The organism is Paraburkholderia sp. BL6669N2 (genome assembly GCF_003387275.1).
Taxonomy (GTDB): domain Bacteria; phylum Pseudomonadota; class Gammaproteobacteria; order Burkholderiales; family Burkholderiaceae; genus Paraburkholderia.
On sequence record NZ_QUNA01000001.1, the window covers coordinates 187,284 to 205,600 of the forward strand.

At 63.3% G+C, this 18,317-nt stretch carries 11 protein-coding genes and 2 pseudogenes; 6 read left to right on the forward strand and 7 right to left on the reverse strand.

Features of this window, described 5'->3' with window-relative positions:
- Positions 1–11: 11 nt before the first annotated feature.
- Positions 12–1,826, reverse strand: a complete 1,815-nt coding sequence (locus B0G80_RS00795) for a bifunctional diguanylate cyclase/phosphodiesterase (RefSeq protein ID WP_116116599.1) — start codon at positions 1,824–1,826, stop codon at positions 12–14.
- Positions 1,827–2,126: 300 nt separating this feature from the next.
- On the opposite strand from B0G80_RS00795, the gene B0G80_RS00800 reads away from it, so the two are divergent.
- From B0G80_RS00800 to B0G80_RS00815, 4 genes and pseudogenes are all read left to right on the forward strand, one after another.
- The gene (locus B0G80_RS00800) at positions 2,127–3,464 is read left to right on the forward strand and encodes an EAL and HDOD domain-containing protein (protein WP_116116601.1); all 1,338 of its coding nucleotides are present in this window, start codon (positions 2,127–2,129) and stop codon (positions 3,462–3,464) included.
- 199 nt (positions 3,465–3,663) lie between these two features.
- On the forward strand, positions 3,664–4,227 hold the full coding sequence (locus B0G80_RS00805; RefSeq protein WP_116116602.1) for a peroxiredoxin: 564 nt from the start codon (positions 3,664–3,666) through the stop codon (positions 4,225–4,227).
- Between the two features lie 108 nt (positions 4,228–4,335).
- The gene (locus B0G80_RS00810) at positions 4,336–4,800 is read left to right on the forward strand and encodes a hypothetical protein (RefSeq protein WP_116116604.1); all 465 of its coding nucleotides are present in this window, start codon (positions 4,336–4,338) and stop codon (positions 4,798–4,800) included.
- A gap of 485 nt (positions 4,801–5,285) precedes the next feature.
- Positions 5,286–6,080: pseudogene (locus B0G80_RS00815) on the forward strand (IS256 family transposase); the annotation flags it as partial.
- 29 nt (positions 6,081–6,109) lie between these two features.
- On the opposite strand, the gene B0G80_RS00820 reads toward B0G80_RS00815, so the two are convergent.
- Positions 6,110–7,381: an IS256 family transposase gene (locus B0G80_RS00820; protein ID WP_408967704.1), complete on the reverse strand. Its 1,272-nt coding sequence runs from the start codon at positions 7,379–7,381 to the stop codon at positions 6,110–6,112.
- 57 nt (positions 7,382–7,438) lie between these two features.
- Here B0G80_RS00820 and B0G80_RS00825 point away from each other — a divergent pair.
- Positions 7,439–7,933, forward strand: a pseudogene (locus B0G80_RS00825) (transposase); the annotation flags it as partial.
- Positions 7,934–8,191: 258 nt separating this feature from the next.
- Here B0G80_RS00825 and B0G80_RS00830 read toward each other — a convergent pair.
- The 5 genes from B0G80_RS00830 to B0G80_RS45620 form a co-directional block, all read right to left on the reverse strand.
- The gene (locus B0G80_RS00830; protein WP_116116606.1) at positions 8,192–11,512 is read right to left on the reverse strand and encodes an efflux RND transporter permease subunit; all 3,321 of its coding nucleotides are present in this window, start codon (positions 11,510–11,512) and stop codon (positions 8,192–8,194) included.
- Between the two features lie 3 nt (positions 11,513–11,515).
- Complete coding sequence (locus tag B0G80_RS00835; RefSeq protein ID WP_116116608.1) at positions 11,516–14,650, reverse strand: MdtB/MuxB family multidrug efflux RND transporter permease subunit; 3,135 nt, start codon at positions 14,648–14,650, stop codon at positions 11,516–11,518.
- Between the two features lie 18 nt (positions 14,651–14,668).
- Positions 14,669–16,066 (reverse strand): MdtA/MuxA family multidrug efflux RND transporter periplasmic adaptor subunit, encoded by a 1,398-nt coding sequence (locus B0G80_RS00840; protein WP_116116610.1) that lies wholly within the window; start codon positions 16,064–16,066, stop codon positions 14,669–14,671.
- A 365-nt stretch (positions 16,067–16,431) separates the two neighbouring features.
- Positions 16,432–17,268 (reverse strand): IclR family transcriptional regulator, encoded by an 837-nt coding sequence (locus B0G80_RS00845; protein ID WP_106284524.1) that lies wholly within the window; start codon positions 17,266–17,268, stop codon positions 16,432–16,434.
- Between the two features lie 400 nt (positions 17,269–17,668).
- Positions 17,669–17,836 carry a hypothetical protein gene (locus B0G80_RS45620; RefSeq protein ID WP_181919884.1) on the reverse strand — a complete coding sequence of 56 codons (168 nt, stop codon included), beginning with the start codon at positions 17,834–17,836 and terminating at the stop codon, positions 17,669–17,671.
- A gap of 179 nt (positions 17,837–18,015) precedes the next feature.
- Here B0G80_RS45620 and B0G80_RS00850 point away from each other — a divergent pair, with 179 nt between their 5' ends.
- Complete coding sequence (locus B0G80_RS00850; protein WP_106284525.1) at positions 18,016–18,300, forward strand: hypothetical protein; 285 nt, start codon at positions 18,016–18,018, stop codon at positions 18,298–18,300.
- The last annotated feature ends 17 nt before the right edge of the window (positions 18,301–18,317 follow it).

An 18,317-nucleotide genomic window follows, 5' to 3' on the forward strand; every position in this document is an offset into this window, starting at 1 on the left:
CGCCTGCATGGCTAGGCGCTGTGCAAATGAAGCGTGCGCGCTTCGAAACGCTGCGCGAGTTCGTCGGAGGGCAGCGCCTTGCAGACGAGCCAACCCTGAATGTGGTCGCATCCCATCTCGGTGAGCAGGGTGCGCTGCGCTTCTGTTTCGACGCCCTCGGCCACCAGCTCGAGATCCAATGTCTGAGCGAGGCCCACGACGGCACTAACGATTGCCTGATCGTTCCGGGAGGTTAGCAGATTCTCGACAAAACTCCTGTCGATCTTGAGCTTGGCCAGCGGGAAGCGTTGCAGGTAAGCCAGGCTCGAATAGCCGGTGCCGAAGTCGTCGACCGCGAAACGGATGCCCATGGCGGTCAGTTCTTCGAGCAGACCCTTGGCATGCGCCGGGTCGTGCATCAGCAGGCTTTCGGTGATCTCAAACACGAGCCGGCGCGGATCGATGCCGGTCAACTCGATCGCCTCGCGCACGGAGTCCTTGAAGCGCGGATCGCGGAACTGCTGCGGCGACACGTTCACGGCCACGTATTGCAGGGAGATGCCCTTCGCATCCCACTGGATCAATTGCATGCAGGCCACCTTCAACACCCAGTTGCCGAGGAAGTTGATCAGGCCGATCGACTCAGCAAGTGGGATGAACATGGACGGCGGCACCAGCCCATGCACCGGATGCAACCAGCGGATCAGCGCTTCCACGCCGACCACGCCGTGCGTGCGGCTGCTCGTGATCGGCTGGAAGTGCAGCGAGAACTCGCCGTTGCGCACGCCGTCGTAAAGGTCGGCTTCCAGCTTCAGGCGTTCGGCGTCGGCGGGGTTGTCGTCGGGGACGTAGAAGGCGAGCGTGTTGCCGCCGGCCGCCTTGGCCTGCAGGAGGGCGTGGTCGGCCCAGCGCAGCAGGTGGGTGTCGTGGGCGGCGGTGTCGTTGGCGTGGCGCACGTCCGGATAGAGCGCGATGCCGATGCTCGCCGACAGATGCACCTGCTGGCCATTGAACACATACGGCTGCTGGATCGCGGTCAACAGGCGCCTCGCCAGCGTTTCGGCGGCGGCCGCCGCGTCGGTGCGGCTGGCGGCGGGCTTCACGAGAATCGCGAACTCGTCGCTGGCCACGCGCGCCACGGTCTCGCTCGGGCTCGTCATGTTCAGGATGCGGCGCGAGGTGTCGCGCAGCATTTCGTCGCCGGCGTCGTAGCCGAGCGCGCGGTTCACGCGCTGATAGTCGTCGAGGTCGAGCAGCAGCAGAGCGGCCGGCGTGCCGTGCGCGTCGGCTTGCTGCTGGGCGTCGAGGAGCGCCGGAATCAGCGCCGACTGGTTGGCCAGATTGGTCAGGCGGTCAAGATGCAGCGCCTGGGTCAGACGTTCTTCGGTGGCGCGCCAGGCGGACACGTCGAAGCCGGCGATCGCATAGCCCGCGGTGCCGTCGTGACTGCTGCGCACCACGCGCAGCTCGACTGTGATCGGATAAGTCAGCGACTTGATGAGGCTGAGCGTGGCCTTCTCGACGTTGCCCGAGACGGCGGCGCGCGTCAGCAGGGTGTCGAGGCGCGCCACGTCGGCCGGCGCCACGAGGTCGTGCAGCGTGATGGTCTCGAGATACTCGCGGTGATAACCGATGAAGCGCAGGCTGGCTTCGGACACGTAGATGAAGCGCAACTCGTCGTCGACGTGCGCCAGCAGGTCGACGGCGCCGACCACCTGTTCCAGTTGCGCAGCGCGGCTTGCGGCCGTCTGCGGTTTGCCGTCCACGCGCCGGCCCAACGCACGAAGCCGGTCCATGACCGTGCGCAAGGAGCCCCGGCGGGGCGCGGTGATCCTGTTCGCTTCCATGTTTATCGCTGGCAACCTGTATTCGTCTGCAGGCGGGCGGCTCACCTGCCCGCCAATCGGGGCGGTCGGGAGGTATCACGCCGCCCCATCAGAACGAGATAACGACCTTTGCGGCGAAATCTTTAGCGCCCGGCGCTAAAAACATCCGGTAAGGGAGCCTTTGCACGGCCTGGCGGCGGCAGGGGAACGATTCGGTTAAAGTGCGGCTGTGCGACGTCCGTTAATAAGACAACCCCGTTGTGTAGTACCGGCTGAGACGTCGCTGCTGCGTAGCTTTCCGAACACTTCCCCTGATGCCCCATGTCTGAACGCCATCAAGCCAAGGCCACTGCCCGGCATAAAGAGGTGCTCGACGCAGTTGCCGGCGGCGCCGAACCGTGGCCCGCCACGCAGTTCGTGTATCTGGGCCGTCAACCGATCCTCGATCGCGACGGCGCGCTCAATGCTTATGAATTGTTGTTTCGGGCCGGCGCGCACAACTACGCCGAAGTCACCGACGACGCTCAGGCGACCGCGCAGGTGGTGGCGCGGGCGATCGGCGGGATCGGCGTGCCGACGGTGTTGGGCCCGCATCGCGGTTTCGTCAATATCGACCGTGCGCTGCTGTTCAACGACATCGTCCATCTGATGCCGCCCGAGCGTTTCGTGCTCGAAATCCTCGAGACCGTGAAATTCGACGCGCAACTGGTCCGCCGTCTGGGCGAGTTGCGCCGCGCCGGCTTTCAGGTGGCGCTCGACGACGTGAGCGAACTGTCCGACGAGCTGAGCGGCGCGCTGCCGCATGCCGACATCGTCAAGATCGACTTTCTGCAGACCGACCGCGCCGTGCTGCCGAAGCTGGCGTCGCTGGTGCGTGGGCAGGGCAAGACGCTGATCGCGGAGAAGGTCGAGACGCGCGAGGATTTCGCGCTCGCGCGGGATCTCGGCTTCGATCTGTTTCAGGGCTACTTCTTTGCGCGGCCGCAGGTGCTGGCCGCGCCGCGCAACCGTTCGCTGCGGCCGGGCCTGATGCGCCTGCTGGCGTTGCTGTCGCGCGACGCCGGCATTGTCGAACTCGAAGCGGAACTCAAGCTGAACCCGAGCGTGGTCGTGCAACTGCTGCGCCTCGTCAATTCGGGTGCATTCGGGCTGGGACGCAATATCGCGTCGTTGCGCGAGGCGATCATTGCCACCGGCACACGGCAGATCGCGCGCTGGGCGCAACTGCTGTTGTACGCCGACAGCGGCGAGCTGCCGTGGCGCGCCGATCCGCTGGTGCAACTGGCGGGCACGCGCTCGCGTTTCATGGAGCTGGCCGCGGCCTGGCTGCGTCCCGCCGACGACGAATTCGCCGATGCCGCCTTCATGACGGGAATTTTTTCGCTGATCCACGTGGTGCTGGGCAGCACGCCCGGTGCGGTGCTGGAGAAACTCAGCCTCGCGCCGCAGATTCGCGAGGCGATCGTGTCGAGGCGCGGCGAACTCGGCACCTTGCTGCGGCTCGCCGAGGCGGCGGGCGAGGGCGTGGACGCGGCATCGATCGCACTGGGCCCCGACGCGCCGGCCGGCTTCGTGGCCTTTACGCCCGACGTGCTGGCCGAGCTGAACCTGTCGGCCGCGGCCTGGTTCGGCGCGCATATCGAGGAAGCGGTCGCCTGACGGGCGGGGCGGTGGCGTCGCGGGCTTGCAGTGTGCATGCGGTGGCGCGTTCATGTCAGCGACTCTGCATCCTTCAGGCCGGTTCTTACGTACCTTGTGAGTACGTGGTCCAATAGCGGAGTTGGCCGGCGTTCCCATGAACGCGGCGGCCCTGGGTTCTTTGGACGAACCGCGTGCATCCACGCCTGGAGAAAAGCAGATGAAGAAGAAATTCATATCGGCCGCACTGGCCGCCGCCGTGTCGGTGGGATTGGCCATGCATTCGCTGACCGCCTCGGCGACTCTCAAGCCGGGCGACGTGGCGCCGTCGTTCACCACGCAGGCTTCGTTGGGCGGCAAGACTTACACCTATTCGCTTGCCGACGAGCTGAAGAAGGGGCCGGTGGTGGTGTATTTCTATCCGGCGGCCTTCACCACGGGCTGCACGATCGAAGCCCACGAGTTCGCCGAAGCGGTCGACGAATACAAGAAGTATGGCGCGACGGTCATCGGCGTGTCGCACGACAACATCGACACACTGACGAAGTTTTCGGTGAGCGAGTGCCGCAGCAAATTCCCGGTGGCTGCCGATGCCGATTCGAAGATGATCGGCCAATACGACGCTGGCATGCCGATGTATGCTTCGATGGCGAATCGCGTGTCGTATGTGATCGCGCCGGATGGCAAGATCATTTACGAGTACACGAGCCTCTCGCCGGAGAAGCACGTCGAGAATACGCTGAAGGCCGTGAAGGATTGGGCGGCGGCGCATAAGCAGCCTTAACGTCAAGCGGTGCGTCCGCTCAATTTTCGCAATGGTTTTTTGCGGTGTTTCTGCGGCGAGCGGTGAGCATCGCTCGTGCTAGGCTGCGTTTTTTCTTGTGAGCTTGCGATGCCGATTGTCGTTGCGTTGATTGCGCTGATCGCGCTGGGGTATGGGGCGGTGCGGGCGTTTGATGCCTTGCAGGCGGATTTTGGGTTGGGGGTTGCTGTTGGCGTTGCTGTGCTGGTGGGTTTACTGCTGATTGCCGCTTTCGCTTATTGGTTGCGGCGTCGCAAGGAAGTGGCTTCCAACGTCCGTGACGGAGATTGGACTCATGAACTCAAGGGGAGCTGGGGGGCGGTGCGGCTTGCTGCCGATAAGCGGCTTTGTGAGATCCGGTTGGGCCAGGAGCAGGGGGCCTATATTTTTGCCGACCTGCTAGGGGCGGAGGTGCAGCGGCCCGGCGCGCAGTGGCAGGTTGTTTTGAAAGTCAAGGATCCTAAGCATCAGGTTTGGGTTTTGCCCATGCGGGATGAGAGGCAGGCTCGGCAATGGGCGAGGGTTTTTGAGCTTGCTGTGGGGCAGAGGCTTTAGGTTTTTGGTTTTTTGGTCTCTGGAGTTGGCCTTTTCTTGATTTGTTTGTGGTCTATTAGTGTTGCCCCTGTGCGGGGCGGCACTTACTTCTCTTTGCCGGCCGCAAAGAGAAGTAAGCAAGAGAAAGCGGCTCACACCGCTAGTTCTTAAGCGGGTCCCCCGCACAGCCACGGTAGTGGTGCATCTGGAATCAGTGCTCTCGCACACTCGGCGTGAATGACACAGCAGTCATTCTTCCGGCGGCGCTGCGCGCGCCGAAGCGCCGTTCATAACGCCCCCCGCACATTCAAATCGACAGTGCCCAGGACGCTTTTGCTGCGGCTGTTTGACGCGCTGCGCTTATCAAAACTTAGGTTTCCCAGGCATACCCGTCCGCGACGCACGCAGTGCGAAGCGGGAGCTGATGAGCCCTTGGTCACTGGCGCGGAGGGACCTATCCGTAATTTCGTGGGCGGGGCATATCATGAGGGATCAAGATCATGGATATGCCGATGAAAAAGAAACGCACCGTCGCGTCTCAGGCAGCGGCCCGCGGGCCGCTGCCTGAACTGCCTGAAGCGCTGCTGGATGAACTGGTGAAGGGTCCGATGACGCCCGCCGAGGTTCAGGACCTGATGCTGGCGTTCAACAAGGCGCTCATCGAACGCGCGATGGGCGCCGAAATGAACATGCATCTGGGCTACCGGCCCGGCCAGCCCAAGCCTGCGGAGCAGACCAATGAACGCAACGGCGCCAGCGGCAAGACAGTCATCACCGAGCGTGGCCCGGTGCGGGTCGATCTGCCGCGCGACCGTGAAGGCAGCTTCGAGCCGATCCTGATTCCCAAGCACGAGCGCCGTTTCACGGGCTTCGACGAACGCATCATTGCCATGTACGCACGCGGCATGAGCGTGCGCGAGATCCAGTCGTTTCTGGCCGAAAGCTATGGCACCGAGGTCTCGCCCGACTTCATCAGCTCGGTCACCGATGAGGTGATGGCCGAAACGCTTGCCTGGCAAAGCCGTCCACTTGAGCCGATGTACCCGGTGGTGTTCTTCGACGCGCTGCGCGTGAAGATCCGTGGCGACGGTGTGGTGAGCAATAAGGCGGTGTATCTGGCGCTGGGCATTCAGGCCGACGGCCAGCGCGACGTGCTCGGCCTGTGGATCGAGCAGACCGAAGGTGCGAAGTTCTGGCTGAAGGTGTTCAATGAACTGAAGACCCGGGGCTGCCAGGACATCCTGATCGCGGTGGTCGACGGCCTGAAGGGGCTGGCCGAGGCGATCGGCAGAACCTGTCCGCATTTTTGTGTGCGAGGCGGTTAGCGGAGTTACCCGCGTGCGTTGGTAAAACGCTCTCCAAACAGAATAGCGAACTGGTTCATGGCGGAGGACCAGTCGAATGCCGCCCGTACAGACTTCGCCAGCACGTTGCGCAATGCCAGCCACAGTAGCTTGATGGCGGCCTCGTCGTTGGGGAAGTGGCCGCGGGTCTTGATGATCTTGCGTAGTTGCATGTTCAGACTCTCAATGGCATTCGTGGTGTAGACGACACGGCGTATGTCGGGCGGAAACACGAAGAAGGGTGTGACGTTCTCCCACGCCCGTCGCCACGACTGCACGATGGTCGGATACTTCGCGCCCCATGGCCCTTCGGCAAAGGCCTCCAGGGCCTGCTGCGCGGCCTGTTCGTTCGCGGCGGCATAGACCGGACGCAGCGCTGCGGCGACGCTTTTGCGATCCTTGTAGCTGGCGTATTCCAGGCTGTTGCGGATCAGGTGCACGATGCAGGTCTGCACGGCCGTGCGCGGGTACGCCGTGCCGATCGCCTCGGCCAGCCCCTTCAGGCCGTCGACCACCGCGATCAGGATGTCCTGGCAGCCCCGGGTCTTCAGTTCATTGAACACCTTCAGCCAGAACTTCGCACCTTCGGTCTGCTCGATCCACAGGCCGAGCACGTCGCGCTGGCCGTCGGCCTGAATGCCCAGCGCCAGATACACCGCCTTATTGCTCACCACACCGTCGCCACGGATCTTCACGCGCAGCGCGTCGAAGAACACCACCGGGTACATCGGCTCAAGTGGACGGCTTTGCCAGGCAAGCGTTTCGGCCATCACCTCATCGGTGACCGAGCTGATGAAGTCGGGCGAGACCTCGGTGCCATAGCTTTCGGCCAGAAACGACTGGATCTCGCGCACGCTCATGCCGCGTGCGTACATGGCAATGATGCGTTCGTCGAAGCCCGTGAAACGGCGCTCGTGCTTGGGAATCAGGATCGGCTCGAAGCTGCCTTCACGGTCGCGCGGCAGATCGACCCGCACCGGGCCACGCTCGGTGATGACTGTCTTGCCGCTGGCGCCGTTGCGTTCATTGGTCTGCTCCGCAGGCTTGGGCTGGCCGGGCCGGTAGCCCAGATGCATGTTCATTTCGGCGCCCATCGCGCGTTCGATGAGCGCCTTGTTGAACGCCAGCATCAGGTCCTGAACCTCGGCGGGCGTCATCGGACCCTTCACCAGTTCATCCAGCAGCGCTTCAGGCAGTTCAGGCAGCGGCCCGCGGGCCGCTGCCTGAGACGCGACGGTGCGTTTCTTTTTCATCGGCATATCCATGATCTTGATCCCTCATGATATGCCCCGCCCACGAAATTACGGATAGGTCCGATCGGCACGGCGTACCCGCGCACGGCCGTGCAGACCTGCATCGTGCACCTGATCCGCAACAGCCTGGAATACGCCAGCTACAAGGATCGCAAAAGCGTCGCCGCAGCGCTGCGTCCGGTCTATGCCGCCGCGAACGAACAGGCCGCGCAGCAGGCCCTGGAGGCCTTTGCCGAAGGGCCATGGGGCGCGAAGTATCCGACCATCGTGCAGTCGTGGCGACGGGCGTGGGAGAACGTCACACCCTTCTTCGTGTTTCCGCCCGACATACGCCGTGTCGTCTACACCACGAATGCCATTGAGAGTCTGAACATGCAACTACGCAAGATCATCAAGACCCGCGGCCACTTCCCCAACGACGAGGCCGCCATCAAGCTACTGTGGCTGGCATTGCGCAACGTGCTGGCGAAGTCTGTACGGGCGGCATTCGACTGGTCCTCCGCCATGAACCAGTTCGCTATTCTGTTTGGAGAGCGTTTTACCAACGCACGCGGGTAACTCCGCTAACCGCCTCGCACACAAAAATGCGGACAGGTTCGCGCGGAGTGCGCGAAAACACTGATTCCAGATGCACCACTACCGTGGCTGTGCGGGGGACCCGCTTAAGAATTAGCGGTGTGAGCCGCTTTCTCTTGCTTACTTCTCTTTGCCGCGGCAAAGAGAAGTAAGTGCCGCCCCGCACAGGGGCAACACTAATAGACCACAAACAAATCAAGAAAAGGCCAACAACAAAAAACCCACGCACCACAACAAACATCAACTAGCAGCCGCCCCAGCCCGCCGACCCTTCCGGCCCTCCCACCTGACCCGAACCCGATCCATATAAAGATACACAACCGGCGTCGTATAAAGCGTGAGCATCTGACTAACAATCAACCCACCCACAATAGCAATCCCAAGCGGCGCCCGAAGCTCAGCCCCTTCCCCGCGCCCAAACGCCAGCGGCAAAGCCCCCAGCAACGCAGCAAACGTCGTCATCATGATCGGCCGAAACCGCAGCAAACAAGCCTGATGAATCGCATCCCGCGAGGACAGTCCATGCCGCGAAGCTTCAATAGCAAAGTCCACCATCATGATCGCGTTCTTCTTCACGATCCCGATCAGCAGAATCACCCCGATCAACGCGATGATGCTGAACTCCGTCTTGAACAGCAGCAATGCCAACAACGCGCCCACGCCCGCCGAAGGCAGCGTCGACAAAATCGTCAACGGATGGATATAGCTCTCATACAGCATCCCCAGCACGATATACACGGCGGCCAGCGCAGCCAGAATCAGAATCGGCTGATCGGACATCGACTGCTGGAACGCCTGCGCGGTCCCCTGGAAACTGCCGTGGATAGTCCCCGGCATGCCGATCTGCGCCATCGTGTCGTAAATCGCCTGAGTCGCCGTCGACAGCGAAACGCCCGGCGGCAAATTGAACGAAATCGTCGAAGCCACGAACTGGCTCTGGTGGTTCACGGAAAGCGGCGTGCTGCCCGGCCCGAAGCTCGCGATCGCCGACAGCGGCACCATCGTTTCCTTCGCCGTCGACACCGCCGCGCCCGACGACGCGCTCGACTTGCCGCTCGCCGCAATCGAATTGATCGCCTGATTGCGCGCGGAGTCGGCGGCAATGCTCGCCGCGCTTGAAGCGGTCGTGCCCGCCGTGCCGCCCGTCGTCGCGCTCGTGGACGTGGTTGTCGCGGCGGCGGTCTCCTTCGTCACCGTGCCTGCCGGAGCGTTGGTGGTCTGCGCGCCGCTCGCGCTGCCGCCCGACGTGCTGATGTAAATCTGCTTCAGCATGTCCGGACTCTGCCAGTACTTCGGCGCGACTTCCATCACAACGTGATACTGATTCAACGGGTTATAGATCGTCGACACCTGGCGCTGGCCGAACGCGTCGTACAAGGTGTTGTCGATCTGCGCCGGCTTGATGCCAAGGCGCGCCGCGGTGGCGCGGTCGATCGTCACCATCGCTTCGAGGCCGCCTTGCTGCTGGTCGGAATTCACGTCCGCGAGTTCGGGGCGCGCCTGCAGCGCCTCGGTGAGCTTCGGGCCCCACAGGTACAGGTCGGGCGTCGAATCGGCCAGCAGCGTGAACTGGTACTGCGCGTTCGATTGCCGTCCGCCGACGCGAATGTCCTGTACCGCCTGCAGGAAAGTCCGCGCGCCGGCCACGTCGCCGAGCGGCGCGCGCAGTTGCTGGATCACCTGATCGGCGGAGGCCTTGCGCTCGGATTTCGATTTCAGCGTCACGAACATGAAGCCGGAATTGGTCTGCCGTCCGCCGGTAAAGCCGGCCACGCTTTCCACCGCCGGATTCTTGCCGACGATCTCCATCATCTGCGCGAACTTGCCTTTCATGGACTGGAACGAGGTGGACTGATCGGCCTGAATGCCGCCGATCAGCCGGCCCGTGTCCTGCTGCGGAAAGAAACCCTTCGGCACGATGATGTACAGCCACACGTTCAGGCCGATGGTCAGCAGCAGGATCGTCACGATCAGGCGCGGATGCAGCAGCGCCCAGCCGAGCGTGCGCTCATAGCCGCGCTGCATGGACGCGAAGCCGCGTTCCAGCCAGCGGCCGAAACGTCCTTCTTCCTTCTGCTCGTGCGGCTCGCGCAGGAGGCGCGAGCACATCATCGGCGTGAGCGTGAGGGAGACGATCAGCGATACGCCGATTGCGAGCGAGAGCGTCAGTGCGAATTCGCGGAACAGGCGGCCGACAATGCCGCCCATCAGCAGAATCGGCAGGAACACGGCGACCAGCGAAATGCTGATCGACAGCACGGTGAAGCCGACTTCACGTGCGCCGAGGAAAGCCGCTTTTATGCGCGGCACGCCATTCTCGATATGCCGCGAGATGTTCTCCAGCACCACGATCGCGTCGTCGACCACGAAGCCGGTCGCGATGGTCAGCGCCATCAGCGACAGGTTGTCGATCGAGAAACCGAGCATGTACATCGCGCCGAACGTGCCGATGATGGAGATCGGCACGGCCACGCTGGGGATCAGCGTGGCGCGCCAGTTGCGCAGGAACAGGAACACCACCATCACCACCAGCGCGACTGCGACCACTAGCGTGAACTCGGTGTCTTTCAGCGAGGCGCGGATCGTGGTGGAGCGGTCGGCGGCCGGCGCGATGTCCACGTCCGCAGGCAGCGACGCGTGCAGTTGCGGCAGCATTGCCGTGACACGGTCGATGGTGTCGATGATGTTCGCGCCCGGCTGGCGGTACAGGATCACCAGCACCGAACGCTTGCCGTTGAAGAGGCCAAGGTTGCGCAGGTCTTCGACCGAATCGACCACCTCGGCCACGTCGGAGAGCTTCACCGCCGCGCCGTTGCGATAGGCGATGACCAGATCCCTGTATTGCGACGCCTTGCTGGCCTGGTCGTTGGTATAGATCTGCACGCGGCTCGGGCCGAATTCGATCGAGCCTTTCGGGCTGTTCGCGTTGGCCGCGGCGAGCGCCGCCCGCACGTCTTCGAGACCGATGCCGTAGTGCGAGAGCGCATTCGGCTCCAGTTCGACACGCACGGCCGGGTTGGCCGAGCCGCTCACATCCACTTCGCCGACGCCGTCCACCTGCGACAGCGACTGTTGCAGCACCGTGGCCGCGGAGTCGTACAACTGGCCCGCCGTGAGCGTTTTCGAAGTGAGCGCGAGAATCAGGATCGGCGCGTCGGCCGGATTGACCTTGTGGTAAGTCGGGTTGCTGCGCAAGCTCGCCGGCAGATCGGCGCGCGCTGCGTTGATGGCGGCCTGCACGTCGCGCGCGGCGCCGTCGATATCGCGATTCAGGCCGAACTGCATGGTGATGCGCGTCGAGCCGACCGAACTCGACGAGGTCATTTCGGTGACGTCGGCGATCGAACCGAGATGCCGTTCGAGCGGACTGGCGACACTGGTCGCCACGGTATCCGGACTCGCGCCAGGCAGTGAGGCCTGCACCGAAATGGTCGGGAAATCGACCTGCGGCAGCGGCGCGACCGGCAGCTTGGTGAACGCGAAAATGCCGGCCAGCGCGATGCCGATCGCCAGCAGCGTGGTGGCGACCGGGCGGGAGATAAACGGACCCGACAGATTCATCGCTCAGTTCCCTGCATCGCTGACGGGCGGCGTGGCGCCTTTGGACGGCCCGCCGCGATTGAAGCGCTCACGCGTGCGGCGGCCGAGCGAGTCGAATGCGAGGTAGATCACCGGCGTGGTGAACAGCGTCAGCAACTGGCTGACGATCAGGCCGCCGGCAATCGCGATACCGAGCGGACGGCGCAGTTCCGAGCCTGCGCCGGTGCCGAGCATCAGCGGCAGCGCGCCGAGCAGGGCGGCGAGCGTGGTCATCAGAATTGGCCGGAAGCGCAGCAGGCACGCCTGGTAGATCGCTTCGCGCGGCGGTTTGCCTTCCTCGCGCTCGGCGTAGAGCGCGAAGTCGATCATCATGATCGCGTTCTTCTTCACGATACCGATCAGCAGCACGATCCCGATGATGCCGATGATGTCGAGATCATGCCCCGTGATCAGCAGCGCCAGCAGTGCGCCGACACCGGCCGAAGGCAGCGTCGAGAGAATCGTGATCGGATGGATGAAGCTCTCATACAGCACGCCCAGCACGATATACATCGTGACGATCGCCGCGAAAATCAGGAACAGCTCGTTCGACAACGACGCCTGGAACGCCAGCGCCGCGCCCTGGTAGCGCGTCTGGAACGACGCGGGCAAGCCGATGTCCTTCTCCGCCTGATCGATCGCCTTGACCGCCGCGCCGAGCGACGAACCCGGCGCGAGGTTGAACGACACCGTGGTGGCCGGGAACTGGCTCAGATGCGTGACCAGCAGCGGCGCGGGCTTTTCGATGAAGCGCGCGATCGACGACAGCGGCACCTGGCCGCCCGTGGAGGTGGAAGAGGGCAGATAGATCGACTTCAGCGATTCGGTGTAATGCTGCATCGCCGGTTGCGCTTCCAGAATCACGCGGTACTGATTCGACTGCGTGAAGATGGTGGAGATGATGCGTTGGCCGAACGCGTCGTACAGCGCACTATCCACAGTGGCCGGCGTAATGCCGTAACGCGATGCGGTGGCTCGGTCGATTTCGATGTAGACCGACTGGCCGTTGTCCTGCAAGTCGGTGGCGACGTCGGCGAGTTCGGGCGATTGCTTCAGCCGCTCGACCAGCTTGGGAACCCACGTAGTGAATTCGCCGATGTTCGCATCGGTCAACATGAACTGGTACTGCGTCGGGCTGACGGTCGAGTCGATCGTCAGATCCTGCACCGGCTGCATGTAGAGCGACGCGCCGGGAATGTGCGCGACGTCGCGTTGCAACTGGCGGATCACTTCGCTTGCGGTGTTGCTGCGGTCGTCGCGCGGCTTCAGGTTGATCAGCATGCGGCCGCTGTTCAGCGTGATATTGCTGCCATCCACGCCGATGAACGAGGTCAGGCTCTCCACGTCCGGATTCTTCAGGATCTGCGCGGCAAGTTCCTGCTGACGCTCGGCCATCGACGCATACGACACCGACTGCGGCGCCTGCGTGATCGCCTGGATCACGCCGGTGTCCTGCACCGGAAAGAAGCCCTTTGGAATGAACACGTACAGCACGCCGGTCAGCACCAGCGTGAGCACCGCAACGACCAGCGTGGAGCGTTGCCGGTTCAGCACCCACGTGAGCGCGACCGCGTAACGCGCGATCACCCAGTCGATCGCGCGGTGCGCCTTGGCTTCGAAACGGTGGCTTTCGTGCGGCGGCGAGTGACGCAGCAGTTTGGCGCACATCATCGGCACGAGCGTGAGCGACACGACCGCCGAAATCACGATCGTCACGGCAAGCGTAATGGCGAATTCGTGGAACAGGCGGCCGACCACGTCGCCCATGAAGAGCAGCGGAATCAGCACGGCGATCAGCGAGACCGTCAGCGAAATGATCGTGAAGCCGATCTGTTTCGAGCCCTTCAGCGCGGCTTCGAGCGGGGCTTCGCCTTCCTCCACATAGCGCGCGATGTTCTCGATCATCACGATCGCGTCGTCCACCACGAAGCCGGTCGCAATGGTCAGCGCCATCAACGATAAGTTGTCGAGCGAGAAGCCGCACAGGTACATCACGGCGAGCGTGCCGATCAGCGAGAGCGGCACCGAGAGGCTCGGAATGATGGTCGCGTAGACGTTGGCGAGGAACAGATACATGACCAGCACGACCAGCACGACCGACATGGCCAGTTCGAACTGCACGTCGCGCACGGACGCGCGGATCGTGGTGGTGCGGTCGGTGACGACTTCCACGTCGAGCGCGGCGGGCAGTGCCTGTTGCAACTGCGGCAGCAGCTTCTTGATACTGTCCACCACCTGGATCACGTTCGCGCCCGGCTGGCGCTGCACGTTCAGAATGATCGCGGGCGTGCCGTCGACCCACGCGCCGAGCTTGGTGTTCTCCGCACCCTGCACGATGTTGGCGACGTCGGTCAGCATCACCGCGCGGCCGTTCTTGTACGCGATCACGGCGCTCTTGTAGGCGTCGGCGTCGGTCAACTGGTCGTTCGCGTTGATCGTGTAGTTGCGCGTGGGACCGTCGAAGTTACCCTTCGGCGTGTTGACGTTCAAATTCGAAATCGTGGTGCGGAGGTCGTCCAGGTTCAGACCGTACGCAGCGAGCGCGCGCGGGTTCGCCTGAATCCGCACAGCCGGGCGCTGGCCGCCCGACAGGCTCACCAGACCCACGCCCGCCACCTGCGAGATTTTCTGCGCGAGGCGTGTGTCGGCCAGATCCTGCACCTGAGTCAGCGGTAGCGTCTTCGAGGTGATCGCGAGCGTGATGATCGGCGCGTCGGCCGGATTGACCTTGGCGTAGATCGGCGGCGCGGGCAGGTCCGACGGCAGCAGGTTGCCGGCCGCGTTAATGGCGGCCTGAACTTCCTGCTCGGCGATATCGAGCGGCAGGTCGAGGCTGAACTGCAGCGTGATGATCGACGAGCCGGCCGAGCTTTGCGACGACATCTGATTGAGCGACGGCATCTGCCCGAACTGACGCTCGAGCGGCGCGGTGACCGACGATGTCATCACGTCCGGGCTCGCGCCCGGATAGAAGGTCTGCACCTGGATGGTCGGATAGTCGACCTGGGGCAGCGCCGAGAGCGGCAAGAAGCGCAGCGCGACGAGACCGACCAGCATGATCGCCGCCATCAGCAGCGCGGTGCCGACGGGACGCAGGATAAAGGCGCGAGATGGATTCATGCGGTAAGTGCCGTGCCTTTATTGCGAGGCTTGCGCCGCGTGTTTGCCATGATGCGCGTGGGCGCCGGATGCGCCCGACGCAGCGGCCGCGCCACGTGCGCCCGAGGCACCTGAGGCACCACGAGGCTTGTCGGCCGGAATCGTGATTTTCGCGCCTTCCTTCAGACGGTCCGAACCGTCGATCACGACGCGCTCGCCGACGGCCAGGCCGGACTTGATGCTGGTGCGCTCGCCATCCACGGGGCCGAGCTTGACCGGGCGCACCGTCACGGTGTTATCGGCCTTCACGACGTACACGAACGGGCCCATCGAACCATTGAGCACGGCCGGCGTCGGCACGATCACCGCGTCCTTGATCGTATCGACCAGCAGGCGCGCATTCACGAACTGATTCGGGAACAGCAGGTTCTTGCTGTTCTGGAAGATCGCGCGCAGCTTGACCGTGCCGGTGGTGGTGTCGATCTGGTTGTCCAGCGTTTCGAGCATGCCGCCTTCGAGCGAGGTGGTGTTGCTGCGGTCATACGCGGTGACCGAGAGCTTCGCGCCCGACTGGGTCTGCTGGATGATCTGCTGGAGGTTGTCTTCGGAGGTCGTGAAGATCACGCTGATCGGCTGCAGTTGCGTAATCACGACGATGCCGTTGGTCAGGCTCGGCGTGACGTAATTGCCCGGATCGACCTGGCGCAGACCGACCCGTCCCGACACCGGGGCGGTGATGCGCGCGTAGACGAGGTCGAGCTTGTAGGTGTCGATATTGGCTTTGTCGGACTTCACCGTGCCTTCGTATTGACGCACCAGTGAGGCCTGCGTATCCACCTGCTGACTCGCGATGGAGTCTTGCGAGAGCAGCGTCTGATAACGCTTCAGGTCGAGGCGGGCGGTTTGCAGCAGGGCCTCGTCGCGGGCAAGCGTGCCTTGCGCGTTGTCGAGCGAGATCTGGTAGGGGCGGGGGTCGATCTGGGCCAGCACGTCGCCCTTCCTGACCATCTGGCCTTCCTTGAAATACACGTCCTGCAACACGCCGCTCAATTGGGGCAGCACGGTGACGTTGGCCAGCGGCGTGACCGTGCCGAGCGCGGTCAACACCACCGGCATTTCGCCCTGCGTCGCGGCCGCCACGTGAACGGGCTGCGGCATATTGCCCATCGCTGCACCGCGTCCAGCGCGCCCGGCGCGGGCGCCGCTCGCATCGCCCGCGCTCGCTGCGCCGCCGGGACTGCCCCACGGGTGCCAGCGCCACAGCACGACCCCGAGGATGACCAGTGCGGCGATGAGCAGCGCGATATTACGGCCGCGGTGCCGCTTCACCATGCCTGGCGGCGGGTTCGGTGTGCCGGTGGGGCCGCTGCGGGAGGACGGTTGGGAAGCCGGAGGAACAGGGCGTGTGGTTTCCGAATGCTGTTGTTGTTCGTCCATCGGTTCGGTCAGGTGACTGGCTTGGATGTGAGCCGCGTGCGCGTTCGCGCCGTTTCGACAGTTCGGCGGAGCGGCACGCGAATGGCATGACAGGCGGTTTCGACAACGGGTGCACCGCGCTCGTTCCGCGCGATCCTACCCGAGGCGCGGGACAGCGATGTTAGCGCAATGCGGCATCGAGACAGGCGGCCGGAACGTTATCGAAGGAGAAAACCGCAAGCCGGGCGCGCGTCTCGCGACAGGAAGGCATGATCCTACGTCGTGGGCTCTGTAACAGTCCACCCGCGTATTTTTCTGTTGATTACGAAGGTTACAGGATTGCTTGCACAAGCCTCCGCCGCTCGCCGGCGAGCCCCGCGGCCGCTTCAGGTATCCAGGCGGCGCCCCGGCGTGCCGCCGATCTCCAGCACGATTCTCGCGACGCACTCGAGCAGCGCCGGGGCGGCACGCGAGATCAACCAGTCGCGCGGGCATTGGTCGGCTGAACCGCCGCAATTGACCGCATAGCGTTCGCCCGACGGTCCTGTGAAACCGAGTGCGATCGCGTTGAGCCCGTCGTACCATTCGCCCGTTGCAATCGCGAAGCCGCGCTCGATGGTTTCCTGCAATGCGCTGTCGAGCCGGCTGCTGAGGTGGCCCCAGTCGTCGCCTTCAGCTGCCTGCAAGCCGATCAGCAATTTTTCCCGCTCCGGTGCTTCGAGCGCGGCCAGATACGCGCGGCCGACGGCGGTGCGGCTCAGATTCATGCGCGAGCCAATCTCAAGGCGTGACACCAGCACTGCCGAACGCGGCCGGATCGCGTCGATCACCACCATGTCGAGGCGGTCGCGCACGGCCAGATGAACGGACAACGCCGTGCGTTCGGCCAGTTCGATCAGGAACGGCCGCGCGCGAGCGCGGATATCGAAGTTGCGCAGGAAGCCGTTGCTCAGCTCGAGCACCGACGAGGTCAGCACAAAACGCTCGCTGTCGGGCAGCCGGAACAGAAAGCCCGCGCTGACCAGCGTCGCGGTGATGCGCGAGACGGTGGGCTTGGGAATGCCGGTCAACTCGGTCAGTTCGCGGTTGCTGAGCGGCGCGTCCGCGGCGGCGACCGAGCGCAGCACGGTCAGGCCGCGCGCGAGGGCGGTGACTTCGTCGCCGGAGCCGTCTTTGTCTCTGGTCGGGTCCGCGGCAGCTTGGGAGCGCGTGGGTCGGTTCATATGTTTTTTTGGAACTTTATTTCAATTTCTTTCTTCGCAGGCCAAGCTGGAGCCCTCTCTCAAAGCGCCGGCGGCGGCCCCAACGTGGGGCATCGAAGTGATTTTTCATCGGAAGATTCATTGTATCGGAATATTTTTCCGCCACGAACGAAGCCTCTTTAGATTTTGCTTGACTTAGTCAGCATAACCATAAAAAATGGAATCTCATTTCGAAAGACGGTTTCAGGTTCCGCATTTTGAAGTTCCGAACCTGCCGTGGCCCGCACAATGTCTGTGCCGAGTGTCTTGTCATAGTCCACCGTAACGGTCTGCGCGCTCTGTACAGGCGCCGCATCGCGGGCCCAACTTTCGAATACCGTCTCTCAGGTTCTAGCACGGCCCTCGGAATGGCTAGAACTTTTTAAGGCGTCACGGCAACGTGACGCCTTTTTTTTTGTGCGTATGAGCGCACAACAAAGTTTGCTTCCGGGATCTCTTCCAGTTCTCTACCACACATCCCTTCCAGTGGGCGCTGGTGAAATTCAACTACACAACGCAGCCGCCGGTCCAGATCGGTGAGCGTGTTCATGTCTCGCGCGACTCCCTGAGCGTGTCGTAATCAGCCTCTAAAACCGGCGAGATTTTCCGATTACCGCCTGTTACAGAATTGACAATCCGGCTGCACCTGCTACGGCTTGGCCCCCCTACAATCCGCCTCGTTCGTCGTTGTCTGGCATCCGCCAGAACCGGGCAGGACTGGAGAACTTCATGAAGCGCGCTACCCTTTTTCTCGCGGTGGGAATTCCCGCTGCCTGTGCGTCCAGCGCGGCTTTCGCTCACGCGGACATCGGCGTTTATCTGGGCGTTCCTGGTCCCATGTATGTCGCGCCACCCCCGGTCGTGTACGAGGCGCCGCCGCCAGTGGTCTACGCGCCGGCCCCGGTCTATGGCTACGGATATCGCTATGAAGGCGACTACGGCGACGAGCGCCGATGGCATGACCACGGACGGCACCGCGGATGGGAACACCATCGTCACGAAGACGACGACTGATTTGCACTCGCGGCTCG

Bases quoted from the DNA above. Each gene is read 5' to 3' on its own strand.
- B0G80_RS00795 (WP_116116599.1), bottom strand. From the start codon at position 1,826: ATGGAAGCGAACAGGATCACCGCGCCCCGCCGGGGCTCCTTGCGCACG.
- B0G80_RS00800 (WP_116116601.1), top strand. From the start codon at position 2,127: ATGTCTGAACGCCATCAAGCCAAGGCCACTGCCCGGCATAAAGAGGTG.
- B0G80_RS00805 (WP_116116602.1), top strand. From the start codon at position 3,664: ATGAAGAAGAAATTCATATCGGCCGCACTGGCCGCCGCCGTGTCGGTG.
- B0G80_RS00810 (WP_116116604.1), top strand. From the start codon at position 4,336: ATGCCGATTGTCGTTGCGTTGATTGCGCTGATCGCGCTGGGGTATGGG.
- B0G80_RS00820 (WP_408967704.1), bottom strand. From the start codon at position 7,381: ATGCCGATGAAAAAGAAACGCACCGTCGCGTCTCAGGCAGCGGCCCGC.
- B0G80_RS00830 (WP_116116606.1), bottom strand. From the start codon at position 11,512: ATGAATCTGTCGGGTCCGTTTATCTCCCGCCCGGTCGCCACCACGCTG.
- B0G80_RS00835 (WP_116116608.1), bottom strand. From the start codon at position 14,650: ATGAATCCATCTCGCGCCTTTATCCTGCGTCCCGTCGGCACCGCGCTG.
- B0G80_RS00840 (WP_116116610.1), bottom strand. From the start codon at position 16,066: ATGGACGAACAACAACAGCATTCGGAAACCACACGCCCTGTTCCTCCG.
- B0G80_RS00845 (WP_106284524.1), bottom strand. From the start codon at position 17,268: ATGAACCGACCCACGCGCTCCCAAGCTGCCGCGGACCCGACCAGAGAC.
- B0G80_RS45620 (WP_181919884.1), bottom strand. From the start codon at position 17,836: ATGAACACGCTCACCGATCTGGACCGGCGGCTGCGTTGTGTAGTTGAA.
- B0G80_RS00850 (WP_106284525.1), top strand. From the start codon at position 18,016: ATGAAGCGCGCTACCCTTTTTCTCGCGGTGGGAATTCCCGCTGCCTGT.